Annotated in this window: 19 protein-coding genes; 3 read left to right on the forward strand and 16 right to left on the reverse strand. The window is 69.4% G+C overall.

The features are described from left to right. Nucleotides 1–477: 477 nt before the first annotated feature. From ACFPQ9_RS19695 to eccB, 14 genes are all read right to left on the reverse strand, one after another. A complete protein-coding gene (locus ACFPQ9_RS19695; protein ID WP_380854564.1) occupies nucleotides 478–1,119 on the reverse strand; it encodes a hypothetical protein in 642 nt (213 codons plus the stop codon). Continuing rightward, nucleotides 1,116–2,093 carry a WXG100 family type VII secretion target gene (locus ACFPQ9_RS19700; RefSeq protein WP_380854566.1) on the reverse strand — a complete coding sequence of 326 codons (978 nt, stop codon included), beginning with the start codon at nucleotides 2,091–2,093 and terminating at the stop codon, nucleotides 1,116–1,118. The genes ACFPQ9_RS19695 and ACFPQ9_RS19700 overlap by 4 nt, the downstream gene beginning before the upstream one ends. Further along, on the reverse strand, nucleotides 2,093–2,404 hold the full coding sequence (locus ACFPQ9_RS19705; RefSeq protein ID WP_380854568.1) for a WXG100 family type VII secretion target: 312 nt from the start codon (nucleotides 2,402–2,404) through the stop codon (nucleotides 2,093–2,095). Before ACFPQ9_RS19705 ends, ACFPQ9_RS19700 begins: the two co-directional genes overlap by 1 nt. 295 nt (nucleotides 2,405–2,699) lie before the next feature. Next, nucleotides 2,700–3,329, reverse strand: a complete 630-nt coding sequence (locus ACFPQ9_RS19710; RefSeq protein ID WP_380854570.1) for a hypothetical protein — start codon at nucleotides 3,327–3,329, stop codon at nucleotides 2,700–2,702. A 30-nt stretch (nucleotides 3,330–3,359) separates the two neighbouring features. After that, nucleotides 3,360–4,253, reverse strand: a complete 894-nt coding sequence (locus ACFPQ9_RS19715) for a WXG100 family type VII secretion target (RefSeq protein ID WP_380854572.1) — start codon at nucleotides 4,251–4,253, stop codon at nucleotides 3,360–3,362. Between the two features lie 50 nt (nucleotides 4,254–4,303). Further along, a complete protein-coding gene (locus ACFPQ9_RS19720) occupies nucleotides 4,304–4,636 on the reverse strand; it encodes a hypothetical protein (protein WP_380854574.1) in 333 nt (110 codons plus the stop codon). A gap of 1,121 nt (nucleotides 4,637–5,757) precedes the next feature. Next, a complete protein-coding gene (locus tag ACFPQ9_RS19725; protein WP_380854576.1) occupies nucleotides 5,758–6,066 on the reverse strand; it encodes a hypothetical protein in 309 nt (102 codons plus the stop codon). 36 nt (nucleotides 6,067–6,102) lie between these two features. Then, nucleotides 6,103–7,440, reverse strand: a complete 1,338-nt coding sequence (mycP, locus tag ACFPQ9_RS19730) for a type VII secretion-associated serine protease mycosin (RefSeq protein ID WP_380854578.1) — start codon at nucleotides 7,438–7,440, stop codon at nucleotides 6,103–6,105. A gap of 88 nt (nucleotides 7,441–7,528) precedes the next feature. Continuing rightward, on the reverse strand, nucleotides 7,529–8,968 hold the full coding sequence (locus ACFPQ9_RS19735) for a WXG100 family type VII secretion target (protein WP_380854580.1): 1,440 nt from the start codon (nucleotides 8,966–8,968) through the stop codon (nucleotides 7,529–7,531). Nucleotides 8,969–9,006: 38 nt separating this feature from the next. After that, complete coding sequence (locus tag ACFPQ9_RS19740; protein ID WP_380854581.1) at nucleotides 9,007–9,360, reverse strand: hypothetical protein; 354 nt, start codon at nucleotides 9,358–9,360, stop codon at nucleotides 9,007–9,009. Between the two features lie 94 nt (nucleotides 9,361–9,454). After that, a complete protein-coding gene (gene mycP / locus ACFPQ9_RS19745) occupies nucleotides 9,455–10,630 on the reverse strand; it encodes a type VII secretion-associated serine protease mycosin (protein WP_380854582.1) in 1,176 nt (391 codons plus the stop codon). A 501-nt stretch (nucleotides 10,631–11,131) separates the two neighbouring features. Further along, nucleotides 11,132–11,416, reverse strand: coding sequence for a WXG100 family type VII secretion target (locus ACFPQ9_RS19750; RefSeq protein ID WP_030943852.1), 285 nt, complete (start codon nucleotides 11,414–11,416; stop codon nucleotides 11,132–11,134). 131 nt (nucleotides 11,417–11,547) lie between these two features. Further along, complete coding sequence (locus ACFPQ9_RS19755; protein ID WP_019754507.1) at nucleotides 11,548–11,859, reverse strand: WXG100 family type VII secretion target; 312 nt, start codon at nucleotides 11,857–11,859, stop codon at nucleotides 11,548–11,550. Between the two features lie 312 nt (nucleotides 11,860–12,171). Continuing rightward, a complete protein-coding gene (gene eccB, locus ACFPQ9_RS19760) occupies nucleotides 12,172–13,758 on the reverse strand; it encodes a type VII secretion protein EccB (protein WP_380854583.1) in 1,587 nt (528 codons plus the stop codon). A 396-nt stretch (nucleotides 13,759–14,154) separates the two neighbouring features. On the opposite strand from eccB, the gene eccE reads away from it, so the two are divergent. The 3 genes from eccE (at nucleotide 14,155) to ACFPQ9_RS19775 (ending at nucleotide 19,788) form a co-directional block, all read left to right on the forward strand. After that, nucleotides 14,155–15,474 (forward strand): type VII secretion protein EccE, encoded by a 1,320-nt coding sequence (gene eccE, locus ACFPQ9_RS19765; protein WP_380854584.1) that lies wholly within the window; start codon nucleotides 14,155–14,157, stop codon nucleotides 15,472–15,474. Next, on the forward strand, nucleotides 15,474–16,316 hold the full coding sequence (locus ACFPQ9_RS19770) for a hypothetical protein (protein WP_380854585.1): 843 nt from the start codon (nucleotides 15,474–15,476) through the stop codon (nucleotides 16,314–16,316). The genes eccE and ACFPQ9_RS19770 overlap by 1 nt, the downstream gene beginning before the upstream one ends. Nucleotides 16,317–16,569: 253 nt before the next feature. Then, nucleotides 16,570–19,788, forward strand: coding sequence for an SCO5717 family growth-regulating ATPase (locus ACFPQ9_RS19775; RefSeq protein ID WP_380854586.1), 3,219 nt, complete (start codon nucleotides 16,570–16,572; stop codon nucleotides 19,786–19,788). 68 nt (nucleotides 19,789–19,856) lie between these two features. Here ACFPQ9_RS19775 and ACFPQ9_RS19780 read toward each other — a convergent pair whose 3' ends face one another. Then, nucleotides 19,857–20,804 carry a bifunctional riboflavin kinase/FAD synthetase gene (locus ACFPQ9_RS19780; RefSeq protein WP_380854587.1) on the reverse strand — a complete coding sequence of 316 codons (948 nt, stop codon included), beginning with the start codon at nucleotides 20,802–20,804 and terminating at the stop codon, nucleotides 19,857–19,859. Between the two features lie 150 nt (nucleotides 20,805–20,954). Further along, the gene (locus ACFPQ9_RS19785; protein ID WP_380854588.1) at nucleotides 20,955–24,770 is read right to left on the reverse strand and encodes a serine protease; all 3,816 of its coding nucleotides are present in this window, start codon (nucleotides 24,768–24,770) and stop codon (nucleotides 20,955–20,957) included. Nucleotides 24,771–24,774 lie beyond the last annotated feature (4 nt).

The following is a 24,774-nucleotide window of genomic DNA, read 5'->3' on the forward strand; positions in this document are numbered from 1 at the left end:
CGATGCAGGGGGCGTGACCGGGGCGGGCGGGGGCACAGAGCCTGCTCCCTGCCATTGCGGCTGCCAACCACTCTGCTGGGGCGGCTGCCCATATGGGTTGCCGCTTCCCGGCGGCGGGGGATAAGACATCGGGTTCTTCCCTCTCACAGCTCTACCTGCGAGGGAGCACGATGGGTAGTCCGGGCTCTCGTGACAGAGCCGGCGTCTCAACTGACTCGCAACCCAGGTTGCTGCGCAGCCCACTTACAGCCACTCGCGTACCTTTCGGCGCCCCCGCGAATCTGGCGACAGCTTATGACCTTCGCAGACGCAAGCTGCATCCAGGCCCACCTCCGGTCCAGGGGGCCTGGGTTGAGCTTGCCTGCCGAACGACAGGCAGTTCACCCCGACAGGGCAACGGAGAATCAGATGATCTCCCGCCGGGAACGCCATCGGCGCGCGCCGGCGGTCCGTAACGGCCGTCGGACGACCGGCTTGTCAGGCCGCGTGCGGAATCGGGTCGAGATGGCTCAACCTCAACGGAAACGCCTCCGAGATCCGACTCCAACCCTTGCCCCCGAAGTGGACCGAGCACCACGAACCGTCGATGAACCCGATCTCGTGGTCACCGCCCGCCACGTCGCTGCGGTCCCGGATCCAGGTCACATCGCGAAGGTCCGTGGTCCATCCCACTTCGGCCGGCCCCGGCCTGCCGGTGAAGGAGCGAGCCTGGGACACGTACACCACCTGCAGGCGGCGGTCAGTGACCTGCAGCATCACGGCCCTGCTGTTCTTGGTCCGTGGTACCACGGCGAGGGCCAACTGGCCGGCCAGACTCTGCCAGCCGCCGTGGAACGGCTTACCCGGCTTTTTCTCCTCACGTTCCGTGAACGCCTCGACGAGCGCCTCGATCGGGTGCCAGGTGATCCCATAGAGCCTGGCGACCCAGAACACGGGCATCATCAGCCAGCTCCCGAGCGTGCGGCGTTCGGCACGCAAGGAGCGAGGTCGGCGGAAGTAGCCCGGCATCGGAGCTCGCTCGGCGAGGTAGACCCCGTGATCACCACGCAGCACCTCGCCCGTCGGCACCAACGCCCTTGCCCGCTCGACCGTCTCCCGGCCGCGGTCCGTCCTGGTCACCCGAAATCGTCCCTTACTGTCCTTGCCGCACCCGCAGGCGTGACGTCAGTACGCTCATCGAGACGCTGCGGATCGGGGCGCTGGTGGTATTCGTACCGCTCCTCCGCCACTCCCGGCCCGTCCTCCAGGAGACTCTCCTGGACCGCCCCCGCCGGGTCCGCGCCGATCACGTCCTTGACAACACCCTTCACACCCTTCTTGACCACCTTGTAGCCCACGTACATGGCCAGATCGTTGGGGTTGCGCACGGTGACTTCGTTGCCGAACTCGTCCCGCTTCTTCGTGCCGCGAATGAAACGCCCGAGGCCACCCTTGAAGTGCTTGGGGCCCTTACGCAGCGCGTTCCGGAGCTTCATCAGCTTACGCAGCAGCTGCATGCGCTTCGCGATGTCCGACAGGGCGTCGGCCAGCTTCGCGGTGATCCTCACGGCCTTGGCCGCCCTGCTGGCGACGCCCGCGGCGGCGATGAGCGGCCCGATGGCTGCTGCGGCGCCCGCCGTCAGAAGCGAGAGGATGGCTGTCGTCGCGGCGGTCGCGAGCACGACCTCCACGATCTCCACGATGAGGTCGAGCATCAACTGCTCGGCGGCCGCGCACTCTTGAGCCGCCATCTCGAGGAGCTCCGCCATGGTGTCCATGTCCGTGGCCTCGCCCTTGAGGGCGTCCTCGAACTCGGTCATCATGGTGTCGAACTTCGCGAACGCCTCGCCCTCCCACTGGGCGGCCAGCGTGCGGCGTTCGACGACCAGGTCCTCGGCCACTCCGCGCAGATCATTGGCTGCCTTGCGCCACTGGATCGCGGTCTCGGTGAGGAGCTCGTTGTCTCCGCTGACCTGTTCCAGGAGTTCGTCCAGATTGAACTGGCTGATGATGCCCCGGATGATCTCGTCCAGCACTCCGGCGAGCGGATTGCTCCAGTCCAGAACGAAGTTGATCCGGCTCAGGGCATCACCCGCTGCCTGCCCCGCGCCCATCAGTGGCCCCCGCCCAACATGCCCCGGTTGTTCGTCTCGGTGTCGTCATAGGCGGCCGCGGAGTCCTTGAGCGCATCGGCTATGGCGTACAGCGTGTCGACGGCGTCGGTGAGGTCATCGCCGGATTCCTTGCGCTGAGTGTCGTAGTCGGCCTTCAAGTCGTCCGACTGAGGCAGTTTCCCGAAAGCCTGCTGCGTGAGCTCCAGTTGCTGCGTACGACTTCGGATGCCGTCCACTCGGCCGGCTGCGGCTTCCACAGCCTTTGCGTACTTGCGCAGCGCATCGCCCTCGACATTGAATCCCCCGCTCATAAGTCCCCTCATCAGTCCAGCACTTGACGGCGGCCGAGTGCCGACCACCATGATCCATTCCACCACAGCACCGTGGTCGTCCCTCAGATGGCGCATGCGTCGCCCCCCACACCTGCTTCTGCAGACGCGAGACAAGAGGTGCGGCTCGCTCAGTGCGCGTGAGTACCGGCCCGCGGCCGGCGTGAAATCGAGCTACGCCCGTGGACTCAACGCAGGGGCCATTCCCGCTCTTTGAGTACAGTTCTCGAATTCACTGAGAAGATCAAAACCGCCCGTCCTCGGCCAACGGGCTGCTTCACGAGGGCCCAGCGCCACCCGCCTCCGCGACGAAAGGCTCAGCGTGCGTGGGCACTGAGGCCACCAATGCGATCCACGACCCGTCTGCAAAAACGAGCTCGAATCGACCGCGCTGCAGCACTCCCTTGGGATTGGCACGGACTCCCAGGACGCCAGTCCGAGGGGCTTCCCACTGGAGTTCGTACGCCCGACCGGTCTGCCACAGCTTGGCGCGGTCGGCGAAGGCAAGCACTCTGCGATCGGTGAAGGCGACTGCCAGCGTCGAAGCGGGCAAACGAGCGGCACTGTAATGCGTCACCAGGAACTGCCCGGCCTGGCTCTCCCAACCACCGTTCATGCCCTTGCCGTGAGCCGCCCGGGTGAAGGCATTCTCCGTGGCCTGGTCAGCACCTTCCATCGTCCGCTCGAACCGTGTGACGGGCTTTGGTTCGGCCGGCCGCAGGAACCTCTGTACCGCCCCCGGAAGGCGGGACTTGAGCCGGCGCTCCAGCTCCGACTCCTGCGGCGGTTGCCGCAGCCAGACCGGCCGCTCGGGTACGCCTGGAGCCGTTTCGCACTCGCACACCGCGAGGAGCCGCTCTCCGGGCTGGAGGTGCGGCTGAATCTGACCACGGCAGTCGTTGTTCATCCCGCGCTTTCCTTCTGATCAGGTGAGCAGTCAGCCGAAGGGGTTGTCCCAGTGCCGGGACTCCACGGTCCGGCTGTCGCTGTCCGACGGATTGGCGATGCCAAGGTCCTCACGCATGGGTGTGCTGGGATTGCGGTTTCCCTCCAAGCGGTCGTCGACCTCGTCGGCGGCGATGCCCGCGGCTCCCTCCAGCCCTTCCTGAGCTGTCTGCCCGACGGGGTCACCCGTGAGACCTGCCGCGCCGAGGACGGCCTTACCGGTGGTCTTCACAACCCGGTGGGCCGCGAACGCTGCCAGTCCGTCAGCGGTCTTCAAGTCACCGACATGCTTCCAGGTCCATGGCTTGGAGGTGCTGAATCGGTTCGTCTTGGCGACCGCCTTGAGGGCCTTCATGGCATCCGCAATCTTCCTCAGCGCCTGCGCAAGCCGCGACACCAGGCTCGCGATCCGCGTCGCGGCCAAGGCACCCTCGGCGGCGGCTGCGGCCGCGCCGGCCGCTGCGGAGATGCCGGCAGTGAGCGCGGCGAAGGCGGCAGAGGCAGCGAGGGTGATGAGGGCCCACTCGATCAGCTCGCGGATGACCGTCTCGACCAGGTCCTGGATCACGCGGCATTCTTCGGCCGCCTCGCGGAGCAACTCAGCCGTGGCGTCCATGTCCGCGGCCTCGGCCTCGAACTCCGCCTCCAGGTCGATGAGCTCTTCCATGAACCTGCGTGCCGCGTCACCGGACCACTCGTGGGAGAGATCCGCACGGTCACGGCGTTGGTCCGCGATGAGGTCGCGGAGTTCCTCGGCCTGCCTCGTCCAGAGGTCGGCCGCGCTGTGCAGCCCTTCGGGATCGCCGGTGACGAATTCGAGCTGCTCGGCCAGCGGTTCCACCAATGGGCGCATGAGCTCGTCGAGCAGTCCGCTGAGCGGGCTCATCCAGTCATTGACCTTGCTGTACGCGTCTACTGCAGCGCTTGCGGGCCCACTCACTGTGCCCACCGGGCCTCGGCCGCGATGGAATTGAGCTGTTCCGCGGTGCGGTCCTCCGCCTCCTGATAGGAATTGGCGGTTTTGGTGATGAGTTCCGCGATCTGATCCTGCTGCTCCGCGGCGAAGCCGAGGTTCTTCAATGTGGCCTCGGAGCGCTCTTCGTAGTCCTGGCCGGTCTCGTCAGACTCCGGGAGTTTGCCGAAAGCATTGGCGCCGGGTGAATGCTTACCCAGCGCCTGCCGTATCTCCCGCAGGCGACGGGCACGGTCCTCCGCGGTTTTCGAGAACCGCTTCAACGCGTCCTGCGTGACGGTGTACTGCTGTGTCATGCATTCCCCCATGTAGCGCAAAGATCAGATCAAGTATTCCCCAGCCTACACAGGCCGAGTTGGCCAGGTGCGCCCCCTACCTGCACGATGCGACTGCATCGTGGAGGGGCTGTCAAACCACCCAGAGGATCGTTCGGGTTCTGGGGTGTCGTGGGCGCTCCAACAGGTCGCGATCTACAAGGTCGCCATCACGGTCCTCGGCTACGAGGCGAACCAGCAACGCCGACGCACCTGACAAACCATTCCCTACGGGCCTTCGATGTTGCCCCAGATGTCGGCTTTGAGATTGCTGATGAAGGCTGTGAATGTTTCGTGCGGGAAGGTGAACGTGCACTGAGCCGGGAACTTCGTGTCGCGTATCGCCATTCGGTTGCGACGGAGGCATGGTGCGCCTCACAGCTCCTTCGCCAGCCTCTGGATGAAGTCACGCGGCCTCTCGGGCGCGAGCGACGCATCATTGCGTTCGTGGCGCCGGCGGAGCCGTCCATGTCGATAGGGATGATCCGCAGACACCCTCGAAAGAGCGGAGCCAATGCTGTCAGAACTCGTGACCAACCGCACTGGGGGCAGGGGCGCCGCGTAACCGCCAAGTCGGCGTGCGCATCGTCCACTCGGAGCAGGAAGGACTGCTGCGGCTGAAGGTGAGCATGCAAGAGCAGGTCGCCCGGAGGTACGGAATCCGACAAGGACGAGAAGGGCACGCGCAGAGAACTGTCGACGCCGCCGGGTCAGCCAGAAAGGGCTGTACTCGAGCATCCAAAAGGCCGTACCACACACCGCTCCCGGTCCGGCGCAACTGTTGCCCCCGGGCTTACTGCCCCGGATACGGGGGTTGCTGCGGGTAAGGGTTGGGGTGCTGCGGCGGCTGCGCGGGGGGATTGGGGTAGCCCTGAGGGGGTGTGGGCGGGTACGGCTGCTGGGGCGGGTAACCCATGTTCTGTGGGTAATTTCCCATCCCAGGGTTGACCGGGCCGGCACCGGAGTTGCGGCGGCTTCGGCTCATGGTGAAGGCGACGACGGCACCGATCACGGCTCCGATGCCGATGATGCCTACGACAAGGACGATGGCGCCCATGGAGGGGTATCCCTTCTCGTTCTCGGGCTGATTCGCTGAGGGCTGGTCACTGCCACGTCGCAAGTCCAGCGAGGCAGAGCAGCAAGGTTACGGCGTGCACCCATGCCCCCCGATTCCTGAGAACCCGGCTGTCCTCGCGATACCCGCGCAGCATGACCCAGAGGCCCACGTGCGTGCCGATCAAGTCCAGCAATGTAAGCCACAACATTTTGCCGGACAAGATCGACGCGACGACAAGGAGCCAAGGAGCGATGACTGCGATCCCGAGCAGAATGCCTCTGATCTGACTCGCCGTACGCGATGCCATTTCGTCGGCGGCGGTGCGGGAGTTCAGATCTGGAAGTTCGGGGTTCATAGCTCGTCGATGGGGCCGCGCACGCCCTCCGGCCTCCTACTGCCCCTGGTGTGGGGGCTGTTGGCTGTAGGAATTGGGGGGCTGGGGGAACTGTCCCGGAGGAGTGGAGTATCCCTGGTTGGGTGCCGAGTTGGGGTACGGCTGCTGGGCTGACGGGTACGTCGGGTGCTGGGGGCTGCCGCCACCGGAGCCGGGGCCGCCGCTACCGCCGTTGCGACGGCTGCGGATCACCACGAAGGCGATGGCGCCGATGACCACGACTGCTGCGATGCCGCCGATGAGAAGAAGGCTGCCGGAGGAGGACTTCTTCTTCTTTTTGGCCTGGGTCGAAGAGTCGGTTCCCTTGGATGACTGGCTGGAGACGGAGGACGACTGGAGCTGGCCGAGGGGGTTCTTCTTGGACCCGGCAGGGATGTCCATTGTGAGCGCCGAGTACGGCCGGACGATCCCGTAGCCGTACTCCTCGTCGGGCGCCTTCAATCCCTTGTGGTGGGCGAAGGTGGCCGTCTTGATCAGACGGTTGATTACCTGGCCGGCGGAGAGGTCGGGGTACTTGGAGCGGACGAGGGCGGCGGCGGCGGATGCGTAGGCCGTGGCTTCCGATGTACCGCTGGACTCACCATACCCATTGGACATCGTGCTGTTTGCGCCAACGATTTCGACACCGGGCGCTGTGAGCGTCAGCCCCTTGCCTGTGTTCGAGTCCGTCCACAGGTTGGCCTTCTCATCCACGGCACCAACGGATACAACCCCAGGCAGTGCCGCCGGTTCAATTACAGAACCAATTCCTTCGTTACCGGCCGCCGCAACAACAACTACATCGTGCGCTTGCGCATAAGCGATTGCCTCACGACCGTCACTTGTTGTCTTACTGCCACCATCGCTACCGAATGACAGATTGATGACCTTAGCGCCTTGATCCACTGCATATCGAACCGCAGGGCCCCATGTCTCTTCTAGATTCTTATCGTTCCTCGTCTGCAGCGTGCGAAGGGGCAAGATTTTGGCCTTAGGTGCGAGTCCAACCACACCCGAGTCATTTCCCGAACCATGCCCATGCCCCGCGATAATGCTTGCCATCTTTGTGCCGTGCCCAACGAGGTCCTCGCGGGCGTTCCCACCGCCCGTGAAATCTTTCCCCGCGAGAACTTGGCCGCTTAGGTCGGGGTGAGAGGCGTCGACGCCAGAGTCGACAACCGCAACAGTGACGCCCTGCCCCTGGGATTCAGCCCAAACGTCGTCTGCTGCGAATGCGTTCAGTGCCCATTGTTGATCTCTGACATAGTCCGCCGATGCAGTTGAGGCTGTAGTGAGGAGCAAAGCTCCTGTCAGCGCCACGACTCCCGTCGCAGACCAGACCCGCTTGAAACTCACTTCTCTGCTCCTCACTCAACACCGACTGGTTCCGCCAGTCTTCATACGAGCGAGCCGCACGATTTCGTCGTGCGGCTCGCTCACGCCCCTACTCGATGGTTCGCGGCACGTTCCGGTTGCGGTCTTCTTCCGAAATCCAGGTCTCCTCGTCCTCGACCAGGTAGTCGGGACGGTCTCCCCGGCTGTTCTCGTCTTCAGACCGGCGACCGTTGCGGCCGCCGATGCCACCGGCTCCACCCGCCATGGCGCCACGCGTACCGCCACGGCTGCCGTGCAGACCCGCGCCTCCACCGGCTCCCTTGCCGGCGATTCCCTTGGCGGCACCCACAACGCCACCGCGCGCCTTCGCGAGGGCTCCGCGTCCAGCGGCGCCGGCACCGCCTCGGCCAGCCGCACCGGCTCCCGCGCCACCCATACCGCCCATACCGGCTCGGCCTCCGGCGCCGCGACCTGCGCCAGCACCGCCAGCCATTCCACCACGTCCACCTGGGACGCCGATGCCGCCACGTCCGACCGCGCCGCGACCGAGGCCGCCAGCTCCACCAGTGCCCAAGATGCCCGGCCCTTGAGCCCCACCGGTCCCGCCGCCGCCCCCACTGATGTTGGGGCCACCGGTTCCGGCGTTCGGCCCGGGCCCGGTCAAGCCGGGGGAGATGCTGTCGATCTTCGTCTTGGCAGTCGGAAGCTGCGAGCCTCCCGTGATTCCTGGATCACGGGGCACCGCAGGCGTCGGCTTGATGGTGTTGGTCGAGCCTGCAGTCCACGGCTTATTACTCGGTACGGAGCCGCTTGGCCGTGTCGCACCCCCGCTCGGAACGGTAACAGGCGGGGGGTATTCCACGTTACGGTTGGGTTCTCCGACGTGGCCGTCGCCAGGGTCTCTGATCGGGTTATTCCTGAGGTTTCGTGTGATCCTCATGTACTGAGCGCCCAGGTTCTCCATGACAGCAACGCCATTGAGCTGGGCCTCTCGGCTGGCTCCGATCTTGCCCTCGTTGATCTCCGCAACTTCCTTCGCGGTCAGCTTGCGGTCCTGGAGGTCGCTGGCCACGGCTTCACCGTCGTCCCACTTCCAGTCACTGAGAGCGTCACCCAGTTTGGCCCAGCCACTGGGCTCCTCGATCTCATCCAACTGCGCCTTGAACCTGCGCAGTTGCGAGCCGGCGTCGGCCATCTGAGAGCTGTTGAGATCCGCGTGCCAAGCCGCGTTTCGGATGCTCTGTGCGATCTTGCGCGCCTCCTTCTCAAAGGCGCGAGCCGCATCCCCTTCCCAATGCTCCAGGACGTTGTCGACCGACTTGTCGAGCAGACCAGCGATCCCCCCACCCTCGCCACCGTCGAGGATTTCCTTAACCTTGCCCCAGTGGCGGCCGACCTCCTCGATCGCCCCCGGGTTGGTGCCGTCAAGCATCTGCTTGAGTTCTTTCAGCGAATACTCGACGAACTGAGTCTTGGTCTGAGGACGCCCCGGGTCCGCCACGCAGACGTCATTCTCAATCTTGGGCTTGGGCAGATCCTTCTCACCCATTTTGAACTCCTCCCTCTAACAGGTGATTCTCGATCGGACTACCTTGCAAACGAGCCGCCGTTCGAGCCCCCCGTGTCACCACCCATTTGGTTCTTGTTCGCGTACTCCTGCTCGGTGTACTTGTCCTTGACCTTAGAAGTGCTCTTGCCGAACTTGTCGATCAGGCCGTGCAGTCCCTTGATCGCAGCCTCAAGCTCACTCTTCGAGGACTTGTGAGCAGACTGGAGGTCGCCCGCCTCCAGGAACATGCAGGTGTTCCCGAACGCGTCCATCGAAATCTCAGTGTTGTACCGAGACGTCTGCCCGGCCTTGTCCATGTCGTCAAGCAACGTCCAGAGCTTCCGGATGACCTCATCCAGTGCGCTCAGATCAACCCGCATCCCGTTACTCATACCCCGTTGTCCTCTCCCCTGTATCTCAAGTTGTCAGCACCCACTCGGTGCCCGCGCCACGTCATCGCTGTCATCGCCGTCATCGCCCGCACCGCTAACCGGCACGTCCAGCCCGGCCGAGTTCTCTGGCTCGCCGGCTACGCCAGTCCCGCACAGCCACCCCGCTCCCCGCAACCACCAACGCCAACGCAAGTCCCGTACCCAGTACGTAGATCGCGACCCGGCGTTCCTTCTCCGCCTCGCTCTCCCCCATGGTCACAGCCATCGGGACGACGCCGCCCGCTCCGGGCGCAACCGGCGGGTCGGGCTTCGGAGAGGTTCCCGGTGTGGAGTCGTCCGACAGTGCGGCAACCGGATCCACGACCCCCCACCCGATGAACCGGTTGGGCCCCCGCCCCGGCCGCTGGGCCGTTTCCTCGATGCGGGTGGCGATCTGGGCCGCGGTCCAGTCGGGGTGCTTGTCCTTCAGGAGGGCCGCGACGCCCGCGACATACGGCGCCGCGAAGCTCGTACCGTCGGCCGTGCACTGGCCGTCCGTCGGGACCGTCGACACCATGCCTACGCCCGGTGCCGCGACGTCGACGAAGTCGCCCGCCTGTGAGAAGAAGGCACGTTCGTCGTTGCGGTCGGAGGCCGCTACGGCCAGGACGCCGGGGTACGACGCCGGGTACGTGTCCGCGGACTTGCCGTCGGCCCCGTCGTTGCCGGCGGCCGCGATGATCAGGGCGCCCGAGTCCACGGCGGCCGCGACGGCGTCCCGCAGAGGCCCGTTGTCCTTCCGGTTCGCGGTGTCCGAGGAGATGTTGATGATCTTCGCGCCGGCGGCCACAGCGGCCTTGATCGCGTCACTCATCGTCCCCGAGTTGCCCTGCTTCTCCTGACCGCCGGTGTAGCGGTAGGAAAGGATCGTGGCTTCCGGTGCGATGCCCACGAAGCCCGTGCCCTTGAGTGGGCGCGCGGCGATGATGCCCGCGACTCGCGTGCCGTGGCCTTCGATGTCCTTGGTGGCCGGGCCGTCGACGAAGGTCTTGCCCCCTGCCACGGCACTGCTGAGCTGCTTGTTGGACTGGTCCACGCCCGTGTCGATCACCGCGACCTTGACGTCCTTGCCCGTCGCCCGCTCCCACAGCTGGTCCAGGAGGATCCGCTGGAGCGACCAGGGCGTGGACTTGATGACGTCGCCGCCGAAGACACACTCCGTGCTGGCCGACAGGCCGAAGTCCGGGCTGCCACCCGAAGCGGAGAGGTCAGTCAGGCGAGTGGGGCTCACGCTCGTACGAGTGATCGCCGGCGTCCCGGACACAGACAATGTTCCGGGCACGGACGGTGTCGCGGGCACGGACGGTGTCGCGGGCACACGCGATGTCCCGGACACGGGCGACGTCCCGGGCACGGACGGTGTCGCGGACGCCATCGGTGTCGACGCAAGGCAGACCCCGGTCACCGCGAGCACGCCGAAAGCCCGCTGGAGTGCGCGGGTTCCACTGTTGCGGCCGGTGTGGCTACGCGAACGGGCTGTCCGGTCCTTCACGTTCAGGCCCTTCACGTCCAGGCCCCTCATGCTCAGGCCCCCAGGGTTTGCTTGCTTCCTTCGAAGCTCGGTCATGTAGGTGTCACGCGCGTGGCCGCGCGTGTGAATGTTTGCGGGATTTGCCGTGTGCACTCCCGCAGGAGGTGTGTACGGTCCCGAAGCAGAGGTCGGCCCAGCGGTCGCCGTGGCGTCCGCTGGGCCGATTCCCTTCATCTCATGTCCCTCGGGTCGCCGACGGGCTCAGCCCCAGGTCGAGGCGTTGCTCTTCTCGGTGGCCTGGTAGTTCTCGGCGGCGTTCTGAAGCGCCGTGGAGATCTTCAGCAGGGTGGCGTGCAGGTCGGCAGCGGTCTGGTCCCACTCGCGCTGCTTGCGCTGGTAGCCCTCCTGCGCCTCACCCTCCCAGGAGTTGGCCACGCGCTTGACGGCGGCCTCGAGGTCGTCGAGCTGCTGCTTGATGCGGCCGGCGGTCGACTTCACGTCCGTGGACGCGTTGGTGATCGTTGCGTAATTGACGAGGATCGACATCGTCGTTCCCTTTCAGGAAGATTCGTTGGAAGTCTGTGGAGATCGACTGGATCGACCGGATCGACCGGACTGCTTCCCCGGGGCCGGGTCGATCCGGAACGGCTGGAACAGCCGGATTCCGCTCGGCTCGATCAGCCGAAGTCCGACATGATCTTGCTGATCTCGGAGTTCTGCTGCTCTTCCGACGCGGAGTAGTTGCTCCGCGTGGAGTCCACGGCTTCCTTGATGTCGTTGAGGATGTCGCTCATCCGCTTCGCGTCCGCGTTCCAACGGTCCTGCAGCTGGCGGTACGACTGGGCCGCCTGGCCCTTCCAGCCGCCGGCGATCTGGTCGATCACTCCGTTGAGGCGGCGGATCTCGCCCTGCAGCTGACCGTTCACGGTGCTGATGTCACCGGAGAGCTTGGTGAGTTCGTCCTCTGTTACCCGGAACTGGCCGGCCATGATGAACCTTCCCCCATGTCGTCGTTTGTCCGGGATACCTGCTTCCGGTGCCCGGAGGTGCTTCGCACGCTTGAGCGCTGCAAACACTCTATCGTCAGCCTGTCACTCAACCACAGGCAAGGCCAATCAGTTACACGGCTCACACACTTGGGCGACGATCCTGTGACCCGTGCCTCGTCTTACTTTCAAGTGCCTTTGCCCACCGGCCTGTTGGCCCGGCCGTTCCCGTTGGCCCGGCCATCCCGGTCGGCCGGACCATCCCTGCCGACGGGCCATCGAGGCGATGCCCCGTCGGCCGGTGGGCGGCGCATGTCACTGGCTCTGCGGCTGCGACGCGCTCGTGGTGTCCAGCGTCGGGCCCTTCGGGATGAAGGTGGCCCAGGTCTGCGGCACGATCGACGGCTTGGACAGGTCCTCGTAGCCCAGCCGCGTACGCGCCTTGTCGGTCTCGCTCGGCCCGTTCTGTGACGCGCCGCTGTCGGAGGACGAGGCCGACGAGGACGAGCCGGAGTCGCCGCCCTCCGCCTCGCTGTCGTTGGTCGACGGCAGCGAGTAGCGCAGGCCCGTGTCCGTCAGCAGGTACACCCCGCCGCCGCCCTGGGCCTTACCGGCGACCTCCTGGAAGAGAAGGCCCGAGCCGGACGACACATAGGCGCTCAGCGAATCGCTGATGACCTTCTTGGGGTAGTTCGTCCCGGCCCACGCGGCGAGCTGCGGCTTTTCGTCCGTGCCGAACGCGCCTGTGTAGACGCTGCACGAGGTGTCGCGGGCGTCGCCGGACGCGGTGGCCGGGGAGTTGGCCTGCTTCGGTACGACCTGGGGCCAGCCGTTGTCCTTGTAGAAGCTGTCCGCCGGGCCGCCGTTGGCCTTGATGATGTCCGGGGTGCTGGCCTTGACCGGGGTGGTCCCGTCGTGGGCGACCAGCAGGGCGGCGACGAAAGGCGTGATGGAGGCGACCTCGTCCTTGAGCACGACATAGAACTCGTCGGTCTGCGCGTCGCGCGCCCGCAGCACCTGGCCGACCGTGCTCACTCCGGAGAGCCCCTGGACGGAGGTCGCGTCGCCGGCGGACGGGACCGTCGGGAAGTCGATGTCCTCACCCTCGTTGAGGGTGTTCAGCCACTCCTGGCTCACCGACTGCGACTTCGCCGTGGTGCTGCTGCCGATGACGGCGGAACGCAGCTGCTCCATCGAGACCTCGTCCAGGCCCGACTCGCCGCCCATCAGGAAGCGATTGCCCTTGCCGTCGACCAGGTACTCCCGCGAGGTCTTGGTGTCCTTGACGTACAGGGCCTCCAGCGGGTCGACCTTCCCCGAGTTCCCGAGCGACTTGGCGTCGTCGGAGTCGAAGACGAAGACCGCGCGATCGATGGCGCCTTCGGAACCCGGCGCCGGGCGCTCGCAGACAGCCCAGGTCTTGGCCTTCTCCGCGTCCTCCTTGGAAGGCATCCGGTCGGGGGCGTACGGAATGCCGATGGTCGCGCCGTGCCGGATACCGCTCTTGTCGATCTCCTTGCCGGGGACCTCCAGGACGGTGCCCTTGCCCTTGTCGAGCAGGAGCTTGGCGGAGGCGTAGTTGAGGACGGGGTGGAGGACCTTCTCCACCTTGCTGTCCTTCGGGTTCGGGTCCAGGACGACGTAGCGCGTCGTGGAGTCGCTGTCCACGATGATGTACTCGCCCGGGGTGTCCCAACCCTTGGGCGCGGTGGGCTTGATGACGCCCCAGGCGATGAAGCCGATCACCAGCACCACCCCCACCGCGAGGCTGGGCATCACCGTACGGACCGGACGCGGCGCGCCTTCCTCCGAACCACCGGGGGACGGCGCGAGGAACGCCGCGACGGTGCGTTTGCGAGCGAAGGTGTAGGCGGCGAGCTCGTCCCGACGCTGCTTTGCCATGGTCCCCGTTTCTCCCGTTTGTCATGCTCAATTGCGTTTGCGGCGTTACGGCCGCGGTCGGAACGACTGCACTCGATACGGCTGCACTCGATAGGACCGTGCTCGATACGACCGTGCTCCAAGGGCCACTTCGGCCACGCAGGCACCTACTATGCCCTGCGGCGCGCGAGGACGATTCATCAGGTGCGCGGCCGCCCCCGCATCTTCACAGAGCTTCACGACAGCGCTCCACCATGCGGGCCCTGTCCGTGAAAGGCTGGTCACCTGGGGTTTCGGTTCCCCTGTGTCGCCTCGCGTTCCGCAGCGGGTACCGTGAGCCACTCGCATTGACGATGGATGATTCACGATGTGGGCCCGGCGAACGGCCACTACTTCGCGAAAGGGATGTCCCGGGGGATGAGCAGCGCTACGAGCACCCGGCGCGGACGCCGCGCACCGCAGCAACAGGGAGGGCCGGGCGGCAGACGTACATCCGCCGCTCCCACCGCCCCCGCCGCCGCGTCACCCCGCACGCTGCCCCGCCCGGGCGGTCTGGGTCCGGTGCGGTTGCAGCAGCTGATCCTGGTGGAGCTCGCGGCCGCGGTCATGCTGGTCGCCTGGGCCGCCGACGCCTCCTGGCTGCTGGCTCCGGCCGGCGCCGTCGCGGCGCTGCTGCTCCTGATGGCGGTCCTGCGCCGCGGTCGTCGTCCACTGCCCGAGTGGTACGAGACGACGCGCGCGCTGCGGCAGCGCAAGCGTGACGCCAAGTTGCCCGTACCGCCCGGCACCGACGCGATGCTCGTGCCGGTCGTGGAGTGCGACCCCGCCCTGCGGACGTACTCCTTCGTCTCCCGTGACGACCGCTCCGTCGGCATGATCGGCGACGGCACCTTCCTGACCGCCGTCCTCTTCGTCCAGCCGGCCGACCAGCCGCTGCGCCCCGGGGCCGCCGGGCGTCAGCTGCCGCTGGGGCTGATCCAGGACGCGCTGGAGGTCGACGGGATCCGCCTCGCCTCCGCCCAGGTCGTGCAGCACACCCAGCCCGCGCCCGCGCCGCACCTGCCGCAGCAGTCGCTCGCCGCGCGCTCCTACGGCCCCCTGCAGGCGCAGGCCGGTTCTCCCGCGCTGCGGCTGACCTGGGTCGCCCTCAAGCTCGACCCGGAGCTGTGCCCTGAGGCCGTTCAGGCGCGCGGCGACGGCGTTCCCGGCGCGCAGCGTGCCCTGCTGCGGGTGGCCGACCAGTTGGCGAGCCGGCTGGCCGGTGCCGGTTTCAATGCGACCCTCCTGGACGAGACCGAGCTCGTGCAGGCCCTCGCGACCTCCAGCTGCCTCAACCCGCGCGCCAACGCGCAGCACGGGCAGGACGGTCGCACCCAGCGCCGTACGGTGGAGGCGGTGCGCACCTGGCGGGTCGACGACCGGTGGCACAGCACGTACTGGGTCTCCCGCTGGCCGCAGTTGGGCAGCGGCGGAGCGGCACTGCCGGAGCTGGTGACGCGGTTCACCTCGCTGCCGGTGCTCGCCACGACGTTCAGCATGACCCTGAGCAAGGCCGGGAACCGCGGTGTCTCGCTCACCGGCCACATCCGCGTCACCGCCCGCGGTGACAGCGAACTCGGCCAGGTGGGGCGGGAGTTGGAGCGGGCCGCGAGTGCGTCGAAGGTCGGCCTGGTCCGTCTCGACCGGGAGCAGGTCCCCGGAGCCCTCGCCACTCTGCCGCTCGGAGGTACGTACTGATGTCCCACCCCGCCCCGACGATGCCCCCGGGACAGCAGGGCCGTAACCCCGCACGCACTCCCGCACACGTGGCCTCGCCCACCGACACCGGCATGATCCCGATCATCCGGCAGCCGGAGCCGCCGCAGCAGCAACGCCGTATCTTCAGCCCCGGTTTCGGGCTGCGCGGCCCGCGTCGCAACCGTCATGTCGTCACCGCCGACGAGCTCGCGGCGATCAGCATGCCGCTCGGTGACGACGGTGTGATCATCGGCACCGACCCCGAGTCGCACCCGGCCGTGCTCGGGCTGTCGCGTCCTACCCCCTTCGACGTCGTGCTCGTGGGCGGCCTGTGGCTCGCCCAGGTGCTGGCGCTGCGCGCCGCCGCCACGGGGGCGCGCGTGGGTGTCGAGACCGGTCGTCCGCAGGCCTGGCAGCAGTTGGCCCAGGCGGCGGGCGGCGGCCAGCAGTGTGTGACCGTCTACCCGGTGGGCCGGGTGCCCGCGCAGGGTCCGTCCGTTTCGAGTCCGGTCGTGCTGTTCCGGGACTGCGGCATCCGTCCGCCGCGCGGTCGTGTGACGTCCGTGCCGTGGCAGGCCGTCGTGACGGTGCTCCCGTTCGTCAGCGAGCACGCGCCGCGCTGGCTCTCGCAGGCCCATCTGGTGGGTATTCAGCGCATTTCGCCCTACGAGACCGAGGCCGTACGGGACACGCTGGGCATCCCGGAGGACCAGCTCCAGCACCTGCCGACCCTGCACGACGGGGTCGCTCTGTGGTGCACCCGCAAGCACCAGAAGTTCGTGATGACCGAGCCCACCGACGCCGAGACGGGCCTGCTCGGTGTGGCCCGCCGCATGGACTGACCGTCGTCGTCGACGGGCGCGGAGGCGAACTGTGCCGCGCCCAGGGGGCGTTCCACCCACACCCAGCGGACTCTTCCGTCCAGGCACCCGGGGCTATACCGTCCGCGCCCATGGGGGCTTTTCCGTAGCGCCATGCGAGTGATTAGGCTTCTGGTGGTGCGGTGACGATCGCAGTCGCGTGGGACTCGCCACTCGGTCCGCCCGGCCGCGACGACGACACGCTCAGCAGCAGTGGCTGACCAGGAGGCAAGCAGTGAACAGGGATCGGTCCGAGTACAACGGCGGGAGCCCTTCCTCGGACGGGGACGATCACGAGGTGGATCTGACGGGCGAGTTCGAAATCGTCTACACACCTCCCGCCTGGTATGCCCAAAGCACGCAGGGTGGTTCGTCGGGAGGCGGACAGCAGGACGCCGGCCAGACCTCACCACCACCGCCGACCGGACCACCCGTCGGCACACCCACCGGGCCGCCCGGCGTCCCGGCGCAGGGGCCTCCGCCGGGGACTCCCGCACCGGCCCAGCCGCAAAACTTCGGCGTCCCGTCGCAGCAGCCCGCCCAGCCGTCGCAGCCGGCTCAGCCGTCCCAGAACACCCCGGCCCAGGGAACGCCCGCGGGCCAGCAGGGCGGCTACGGCTTCCCGCAGCAGCAGTCCGCGCCGAGTGGCACCCCCGGGGCCGGCGGATACGGCTACCCGCAGCAGGGGGGCGGTGCGCCGCAGCAGGGGCAGGACACGTCGGGTGGCTTCGGCGTCCCTCAGCCGAGCCAGGACACCTCCGGCAGCTACGGCTATCCGCAGCAGCCCGCGACCGGCGCACCCCAGCCCGGCCAGGACACATCCGGTGGCTTCGGCGCCCCTCAGCCGAGCCAGGACACCTCCGGCAGCTACGGCGTGCCTCAGCAGCACACTCCTGCCCAGCCGCCCGCCGCAGCCGCAGCCGCGTCCACGCCGCCGCCCGCAGCGCCCGCGCCCGCGCCCGCGCAGCCTCCGTCGGTCGCCCCCGCCGCGCCCGGCTTCCCCGTGCTGCGTCCGGTCGACGACGACGCCCAGGCCGCCGCCCCGGCCCCGACCGCCACCCCGGCGGCCGGCGTCCCGGCAGCGCCCGCTCCCGAACAGCCCGCTCCCGTACCGCCGGTGGCGCAGCAGCCCGAGGCCGAGCTGAACCACGCCGCCGCGGACGCGGAGGCCGCTCGCCTCTTCGGCGGCGACGATGAAGACGAGCCGGAGGCGGAACGCGCCGACGAGCCGGAGCAGGCCGACTCCACCGGATCGGTGTCCGGCGCCGAGGGCGACGAGCCCGCGCGCGTCCAGGCCGACGACGACTCCGCCGCGCAGGCCGACGCCCAGACCGCGCCGGCGACGGCGGAGCCGGAGCCCCAGCCCGAGCCGGAGGCCCAGGCAGCCCCGACGCCCCCCGCCCCCGCCGCCCCGCCCACGGCACCGGACCCGCAGCCGCAGGCCCAGGCCCAGCAGCCCCAGGCGCAGCCCGTCGGCCAGGCTCCCGAGCAGCCGCAGGCGCAGCCCCAGCAGCCCGTCGGCCAGGTTCCCCCTCCGCAGCAGGCCGGTCAGGGACTCCCCCCGCTGCCCCAGGGCTTCGTGCCCGCGCACCCCCAGCAGGGTGCACCGCAGCAGGCAGGCCACCCGGACCCGCAGGCGGCGGCCGCCGCTGCCGCAGCCGCCGATCAGGCCGGTTACGGCTACCCCCAGGCCCAGCCGCACCCCGACCAGCCCGGACAGCCCGGTCAACCCGGACAGCCCGGACAGCAGGCCCCGGGGCAGGGCGCGTTCGGCCCGGCCCAGCCGCAGCCCGGTCACCCCGCGCAGGGCGGACAGCCCGCGCCGGTCGACCCGCGTCAGGCGGCGCAGCAGCCCGGCTACCCGCAGCAGCCCGCACCGCCACAGGGCGCCGGATACGGCTACCCCCAGCAGGCACAGCAGCAGGCCCCGCAGCCCCAGCAGCACCCGGGCCAGCCGCAGCCCGCGCACCCGCAGCAAGGCCAGCCGCAGCCCCAGCCCGACGGCTACGGCTATCCCCAGCAGCAGGCACAGCCCGGCTACGGCTACCCGCCCCAGCAGCCGCAGCCCGGTTACGGCTACCCACAGCAGCCCGGCCAGCCCCAGCAGCAGCCGCAGGCCCAGCCCCAGGCTCAACAGCAGCCGCAAGCCCAGCCGCAGCCCCAGCAGCAGGCCCCGCAGCCCCCGGCCCAGCAGAACCCCGCCGCCTACGGCAACCAGGGCTGGAGCGCGCCTCCCGGACCGCAGTCAGGCCCCGGCGCGCCCCAGCAGCAGCAAGCCGCGCCCGGCACCCCGCTCGGCTACAACGCCGCCGTGGAGCTGTCCTCGGACCGGCTGCTGCGCAATCAGCCCAAGGCCCGCAAGAACAACCAGGGCCCGTCGCGCTTCAAGCTCGGCGCGAAGAAGGAGCAGGCGGAGCGCGAGCGCAAGCTCGGACTGATCCGTACGCCGGTGATGTCCTGCTACCGGATCGCGGTCATCAGCCTCAAGGGCGGCGTCGGCAAGACCACGACGACCATGTCGCTGGGCGCGACCCTCGCCACCGAGCGGCAGGACAAGATCCTGGCGATCGACGCCAACCCGGACGCCGGCACCCTCGGCCGCCGCGTGCGGCGCGAGACCGGTGCCACCATCCGTGACCTGGTCCAGGCGATCCCGCAGCTCAACAGCTACATGGACATCCGCCGCTTCACCTCGCAGGCGCCCTCCGGCCTGGAGATCATCGCCAACGACGTGGACCCGGCGGTCTCCACCACGTTCAACGACCAGGACTACCGCAGCGCGCTGGAGGTGCTGGGCCGCCAGTACCCGATCATCCTCACGGACTCCGGCACCGGTCTGCTCTACAGCGCCATGCGCGGTGTGCTGGACCTCGCCGACCAGCTCATCATCATCTCCACCCCGTCGGTGGACGGTGCGAGCAGCGCCTCGACGACGCTCGACTGGCTGTCGGCGAACGGCTTCGCCGACCTCGTCCAGCGTTCGGTCACCGTGATCTCCGGTGTCCGCGAGACGGGCAAGATGATCAAGGTCGAGGACATCGTCGCGCACTTCGAGACCCGTTGCCGCGGTGTCGTCGTGATCCCCTTCGACGAGCACCTCTCGGCGGGCGCCGAGGTCGACCTCGACATGATGCGTCCGAAGACCCGTGAGGCCTACTTCGACCTCGCGGCGCTCATCGCCGAGGACATCGCCCGTACCCAGCAGGGCTTCGGCAACCCGAACATGCAGTACCAGCAGCAGCCGCAGCAGGGCTACCCCGCCCAGCAGCCGCCGCAGCAGCAACCCCAGCAGCCCTACGCCCAGCCCGGCGGCACCCCGCAGCCGGGCCAGGGCTGGGGTCAGCAGGCCCCGCAGCAGCCCGGGCCCGGCCAGGGCTGGCAGCAGCAGGCGCCCCCGCAGGATCCGCAACAGGGCCAGCAGGGCTCCGTACCGCCGGGCTGGACCCAGCAGTAGCGGACGTACGACAACACGAAAGGGCCGGCACCCGCGGGTGCCGGCCCTTCGTCGTCAAGGCGTACCGATCAGGCGGCGTTCTCGATCAGCTCACGGCAGCGCTGCACGTCCTGCGCCATCGCCTTCAGCAGTGCGTCCAACGACTCGAACTTCTCCTGCCCGCGGACGTAGGCGAGGAAGTCCACCGCCACGTGCAGGCCGTACAGGTCGAGTCCGACGCGGTCGATGGCGTACGCCTCCACCGTGCGCTCCGTGCCGTCGAACTGCGGGTTCGTGCCGACGGAGATCGCGGCCGGCATGATCTCGCCCTGGGCGTGCAGCCAGCCGGCGTAGACGCCGTCGGCGGGGATGGCGGTGTGCGGCAGCGTCTCGACGTTGGCGGTCGGGAAGCCGAGTTCCCGGCCTCGCTGGGCTCCGCGGACGACGACGCCTTCCACGCGGTGCGGGCGGCCGAGGATCTCGGCGGCGCCGGCCACGTCGCCCTCGGCGACCAGGCGCCGGGTCAGCGTGGAGGAGAACGGCTCGCCGCCGCCCGCCTCGCCGGTGACGTACAGATCGACGACCTCGACCTCGAAGTCGTAGACCTTGCCCTGCTCGGCGAGGAACTCCACATTGCCGGCCGCGCGGTGGCCGAAGCGGAAGTTCGGGCCTTCGACGACCGCCTTGGCGTGCAGCTTGTCGACCAGGACCTTGACGACGAAGTCGGCCGGCGACAGCTTCGAGAACTCGGTCGTGAACGGCAGGATCAGCACCGCGTCCACGCCGAGGTCGGCCATGAGGTCGGCGCGGCGGTGGTGCGGGGCGAGCAGGGGCGGGTGGCTGCCGGGGCGGACGACCTCGCTGGGGTGCGGGTCGAAGGTGACGACGACCGCGGGAACTCCCAGCTCACGGGCGCGGTCCACGGCATGCCGGATGATCAGCTGGTGCCCGCGGTGCACTCCGTCGTAGGAGCCGATGGTGACGACGCTGCGCCCCCAGTCCTGGGGGATGTCCTCCAAGCCACGCCAGCGCTGCACTGTGCCTGCTCCTTGTCGCAAACTCGTCGAAGTCGAACCCGTGTCCGTCTTTGCCATACGGTCTTACGCAGGTCTAAGGGTGCCATGCCGGGCGCTCCCCGCCCGCATCGGCATGGACGCTGTGACGGGGTGCACGTGCCGCGGCGGTGTTCAGGCGGGGACCCGCACGCCGGCCAGGTTCTCGATCATCCGCCGGGTGCTGGGGCCGACCACGGCCGACCAGTCCTGCGGGGTGTCGGTCAGCCAGCCGGCGACCCGTACGGCGAAGCCGGGGACATGGCGGCCCAGGTCGACCAGGCCGCGGTCGAAGCGGGCGGCGCCGTCCGGGGTGCGCACGAGCAGCAGGCCGGTGTGGTGGACCAGGCCGCGCAGATCGTCGTCCGGCCGCTCTGCGCCCTCCTGGACGGTCGCGTGCAGGAAGGCGTCCAGCACGACGGGGGCGCGTTCATGGGCGAGGAGGAATTCGCGCAGCTCGCGACGCAGCGGCCGGGACGCGGGTGCGCCGGGTGTGGCGAGCACCGCGGCGAGGGCGGCCCGCACCTGTTCCGCGCCGCCGTCGAGCAGGCCGGTGACCAGCGGGAACAGTACGACGCGGGCGCTCGGGCCCTGGTCAAGGCGCCGGTCGACGTAGGCCGCCATGTCGGCCGCCGTCCCCGGCTGCCGCTCCACCGCCTCCTGCACGAGGGCGGCGACCCGACGGGCGAGGGCGGGCGTGGTGACGTCGGCGAGGGTGCGCAGCGCGTCTTTGGCACCCGGCAGTTTCAGCCGGGCCCGGAAGGCTTCGAGGACCGGCTCGGTGTGAGTGACCAGGGCGGCGACCAGGGCACTGGCAGGGAACTGCGGGTCGGCCGCGGCGAAGTGCGTGAGCGCCTGCGGGAGATGACGGGCACGCGTGAGTGGGTCCCGTACGAGAAGGGCGAGCGCGCCCCCGTGCAGGGTGCAGTCGTCGGGGCGGGCGAGCAGGGCGAGGGCGGCATAGCGCAACAGCTCGCGGTCGGCCTCGGTGCGCACGTGCGGCGCGACCCGCAGCCCGTACGCCACCGCGGCGACCCGTCGCGCGGGACGCTCGTCGTGCGCCCAGCGGTCGACGGCCCGGCAGATGGCGGATGTCTCGTCCTCGGACAGCACGGCGAGGAGTTCGTCGGCCTTGCGGTGCGCGCTGTCGACGAGCGTCTCGGTGAGCTCGTCGAGGGCGCCGTGCCGGTGCGTGTGCAGCAGGGCCTGGGCGGCGCAGGCGACGGTCGCGTGCGGGGTGGCGGGCAGCGGGCGGTCGTCGTCGAACCAGCGCGTGAGAAGGCGTTGTACGGCGGTGGGTTCGGTGGCGAGGAGCCGGGCGACGGCGTCGAGGTACCGGGGGTGGCCGGGCTCGTCGGCGTCGGTCGGCGGGCCGTCGGCGAGGACGAGGCGGCGGAGCAGGTCGAGACGCTCACCGTCCGGGAGCGGCAGCCCGGTCCAGAAGTGCGGGCCGAACTCCGGCGACACGGAACGCCGGTGCCGGCGCCAGGCCACGATCCGGTCGGTCAGCAGGTGCAGCACGCCCAGGTACGGCGTCGCGTCGGGGACGCGCAGCAGGGTCTCGGTGAGCAGCCGGGCGGCCCACCAGTCGTGGCGGTCGGCCTCCAGCGCGTGGGTCAACTCCTCCAGTCGGGCGGTGAGTTGGCAGTGCCCGTGGTGTCGTGGGAGCAGCAGGAGAGCCTGGACGACGGGGCCGGCCCGGTGGTGCGGCACGGGCAGGGGGTGTACGTCGCCAGGGTGGGTGCGGTGGCGGTGGACCAGGGCGTGCAGGGCCTCGTCGAGGTCGAGGTGCATGCCCTGGATCCAGTCGGCGAACTCCTCGTGGGCGAACCGGTAGCCGTTGCCGGCGGGGACCAGAAGGCCCTCGGTGAGGACGGCGGACGCCCAGCCGGTGCCGCCGCCGAGCGCGGCGGGGGCGGGGCCCCAGGGGAACACGGCCTCGAAGGAGGCCCGGTCCAGCTCGCCCTGGCCGGGGCCGAGGCTGCGGCGGGCGGCCTCGTGGACCTGCCCGGAGACCTTCGCGGCGAGCCGGCGCACGGCGGTGCCGCGCAGGCCGTTCTCGGCGGCGAGTCGAACGGCGATGCGCAGGCACATGAGGTCGAGGTGGGCGGAGAGGACGTCGTCGCGGTCCAGTTGGGGGTGGGGGGTGTCGGGGAGGGCTGCGCGGACCTCGGAGAGAAGACGGAGGGTGAGGGGGTGCCGGGCGTCGGGGTCGGCGAGGGCGTCTTCCGGGATGCCGTAGCGGGCGCGGGCCTGGCGGGCCTCGTCGGGGGTGAGGTCGTCGAGCCGTACGCACGGGGGGAACCGCCGGGTTGTCTCGCCCCCGCCGCCCTCACCCGTCCCCTCCCCAGGGGCTCCGCCCCTTCGCCCCCGCCAGGGGGCTTCGCCCCCTGGACCCCCATCGGCCTGCACGGCCTCGTCCTCAAACGCCGGACGGGCTGAAGGAACCGGAGCGGGATCGTCCTCGAACACCGGACGGGCTGAGATATGCGGACCGGCGCTCTCAGGTGCTCGGCTCTCCTCGTACAGCATCTCCCCCGGAAACTCCGCCCCCGCCCCCTCCCAGTACTCCGCCCGGCACGCCACCATCAGCCGTGCTCCGGTCTCCCGCAGCCACTGCGCCGTGCCGTCCGTCCAGTCCGTGAGGCGGTGGGCCAGTACGGGCGGCATCTCCTCGGGGCCGTCCAGGAGCAGCAGGAGGGGCCGGCCGGCGTCGAGGGCGAGCCGGACCAGGCGCTCCGGGGTCGTGTCGCCCAGGGTGCGGGGGTCGGACGGGGCGGCGACGATACGGGCGGCGCGGGCCAGCGCCCTGCGCGCGGCGTCGGCCACCGACGCGTCCTCGTCCTTCAGGTCGGCGCCGCGCAGCCACAGCGTGGGAGCGGGACGCGGGCCACGGCTGCGGCGGGCGGCGAGGGCCGCGAGTTCCGTCGTACGGCCGCTGCCCGGCGGCCCGACCAGGGCGAGCACCGAAGCAGCGCTCTCGGTGAAGGCGTCGAACTCCCGTGCCGTGGCGGACCGTTCCACCGGGCACTCGGCGCCCGCTCCCTCGGCGTCCCCGCGGCCCACATAGCCCGCCAGCGTCCCGGGCGGGCCGTCCTGCCCGACGGAGGTGGCCGTCAGTTCCAGGACGCCCGCGAGGTTCAGGTCGGCGCCGTACGCGGGCACCGTCGCCGCGTTCTCGGCGAGCAGCTCGGCCAGCGGTCCGTCCGAAGGCGGGCACAGCGGTACGGCGAATCCGGCGTCGCGCTGACCGGACTGCAGGGCCGTGCCGAGGACACCGACGACCGCGCCGGTCCCGGCGTCGAGCACGGGTCCTCCGGCGGCTCCGCCGCCGAGCCGCAGCGCGTCCCGGCCGGCCGTGCCGACCGCCAACTCCAGGGCCTGGCCGAGGAGATGGACGCGATCCGTCGCCGTGTACGTCACGGACGTCGCGCCCAGGACTCTGGCTTCCCGCCAGCCACCGGCCGCGATCCGCACATACGCGCCGCAGTCGATCCGCCCCCGCACACTCACCGGCAACGGGTCCACACCCAGCCCCTCGGTGCGTACGAGGGCCAGGTCCAGGCCGGGCAACGAGGTCACCGCGCTCGCCGGCACCACACAGCTGCGGTCACCGCCGGCGGCGAGCAGGACCAGCCGGGGCAGACCGTCGACGGCCTCGTGGCTGGTGACGAGGGTGCCGTGGTGATCGGCCACGAAGCCGAGGCCCCGGGGCCGGCCGGCCAGGTCGTGGATACGGACGAGGGGGTCGTCGCGGGAATCGGAGCGACGCGCGTCCTGCGCGCCGGCGTCTCCCTGACCCCAGCGATCCTGCGTGCCGGTGCCCTGCCCCCAGCGGTCCTGTGTGCCGGTGCCGCCCTGACTCCAGCGGTCCTGCGTGCCGGCGTCCCCCCGACCCCAGCGATCCTGCGTGCCGGCGTCCCTCTCCCCCCGGCGGTCCTCGTGTCGCATGCCC

The organism is Streptomyces coerulescens (assembly GCF_042657965.1).
GTDB classification, from domain to species: domain Bacteria; phylum Actinomycetota; class Actinomycetes; order Streptomycetales; family Streptomycetaceae; genus Streptomyces; species Streptomyces coerulescens.

Bases quoted from the DNA above. Each gene is read 5' to 3' on its own strand.
- ACFPQ9_RS19735 (WP_380854580.1), bottom strand. From the start codon at position 8,968: ATGGGTGAGAAGGATCTGCCCAAGCCCAAGATTGAGAATGACGTCTGC.
- ACFPQ9_RS19705 (WP_380854568.1), bottom strand. From the start codon at position 2,404: ATGAGCGGGGGATTCAATGTCGAGGGCGATGCGCTGCGCAAGTACGCA.
- ACFPQ9_RS19715 (WP_380854572.1), bottom strand. From the start codon at position 4,253: ATGAGCCCGCTCAGCGGACTGCTCGACGAGCTCATGCGCCCATTGGTG.
- ACFPQ9_RS19770 (WP_380854585.1), top strand. From the start codon at position 15,474: ATGTCCCACCCCGCCCCGACGATGCCCCCGGGACAGCAGGGCCGTAAC.
- ACFPQ9_RS19710 (WP_380854570.1), bottom strand. From the start codon at position 3,329: ATGAACAACGACTGCCGTGGTCAGATTCAGCCGCACCTCCAGCCCGGA.
- ACFPQ9_RS19740 (WP_380854581.1), bottom strand. From the start codon at position 9,360: ATGAGTAACGGGATGCGGGTTGATCTGAGCGCACTGGATGAGGTCATC.
- ACFPQ9_RS19725 (WP_380854576.1), bottom strand. From the start codon at position 6,066: ATGAACCCCGAACTTCCAGATCTGAACTCCCGCACCGCCGCCGACGAA.
- eccE (WP_380854584.1), top strand. From the start codon at position 14,155: ATGAGCAGCGCTACGAGCACCCGGCGCGGACGCCGCGCACCGCAGCAA.
- eccB (WP_380854583.1), bottom strand. From the start codon at position 13,758: ATGGCAAAGCAGCGTCGGGACGAGCTCGCCGCCTACACCTTCGCTCGC.
- ACFPQ9_RS19750 (WP_030943852.1), bottom strand. From the start codon at position 11,416: ATGTCGATCCTCGTCAATTACGCAACGATCACCAACGCGTCCACGGAC.
- ACFPQ9_RS19785 (WP_380854588.1), bottom strand. From the start codon at position 24,770: ATGCGACACGAGGACCGCCGGGGGGAGAGGGACGCCGGCACGCAGGAT.
- ACFPQ9_RS19720 (WP_380854574.1), bottom strand. From the start codon at position 4,636: ATGACACAGCAGTACACCGTCACGCAGGACGCGTTGAAGCGGTTCTCG.
- ACFPQ9_RS19700 (WP_380854566.1), bottom strand. From the start codon at position 2,093: ATGGGCGCGGGGCAGGCAGCGGGTGATGCCCTGAGCCGGATCAACTTC.
- ACFPQ9_RS19755 (WP_019754507.1), bottom strand. From the start codon at position 11,859: ATGGCCGGCCAGTTCCGGGTAACAGAGGACGAACTCACCAAGCTCTCC.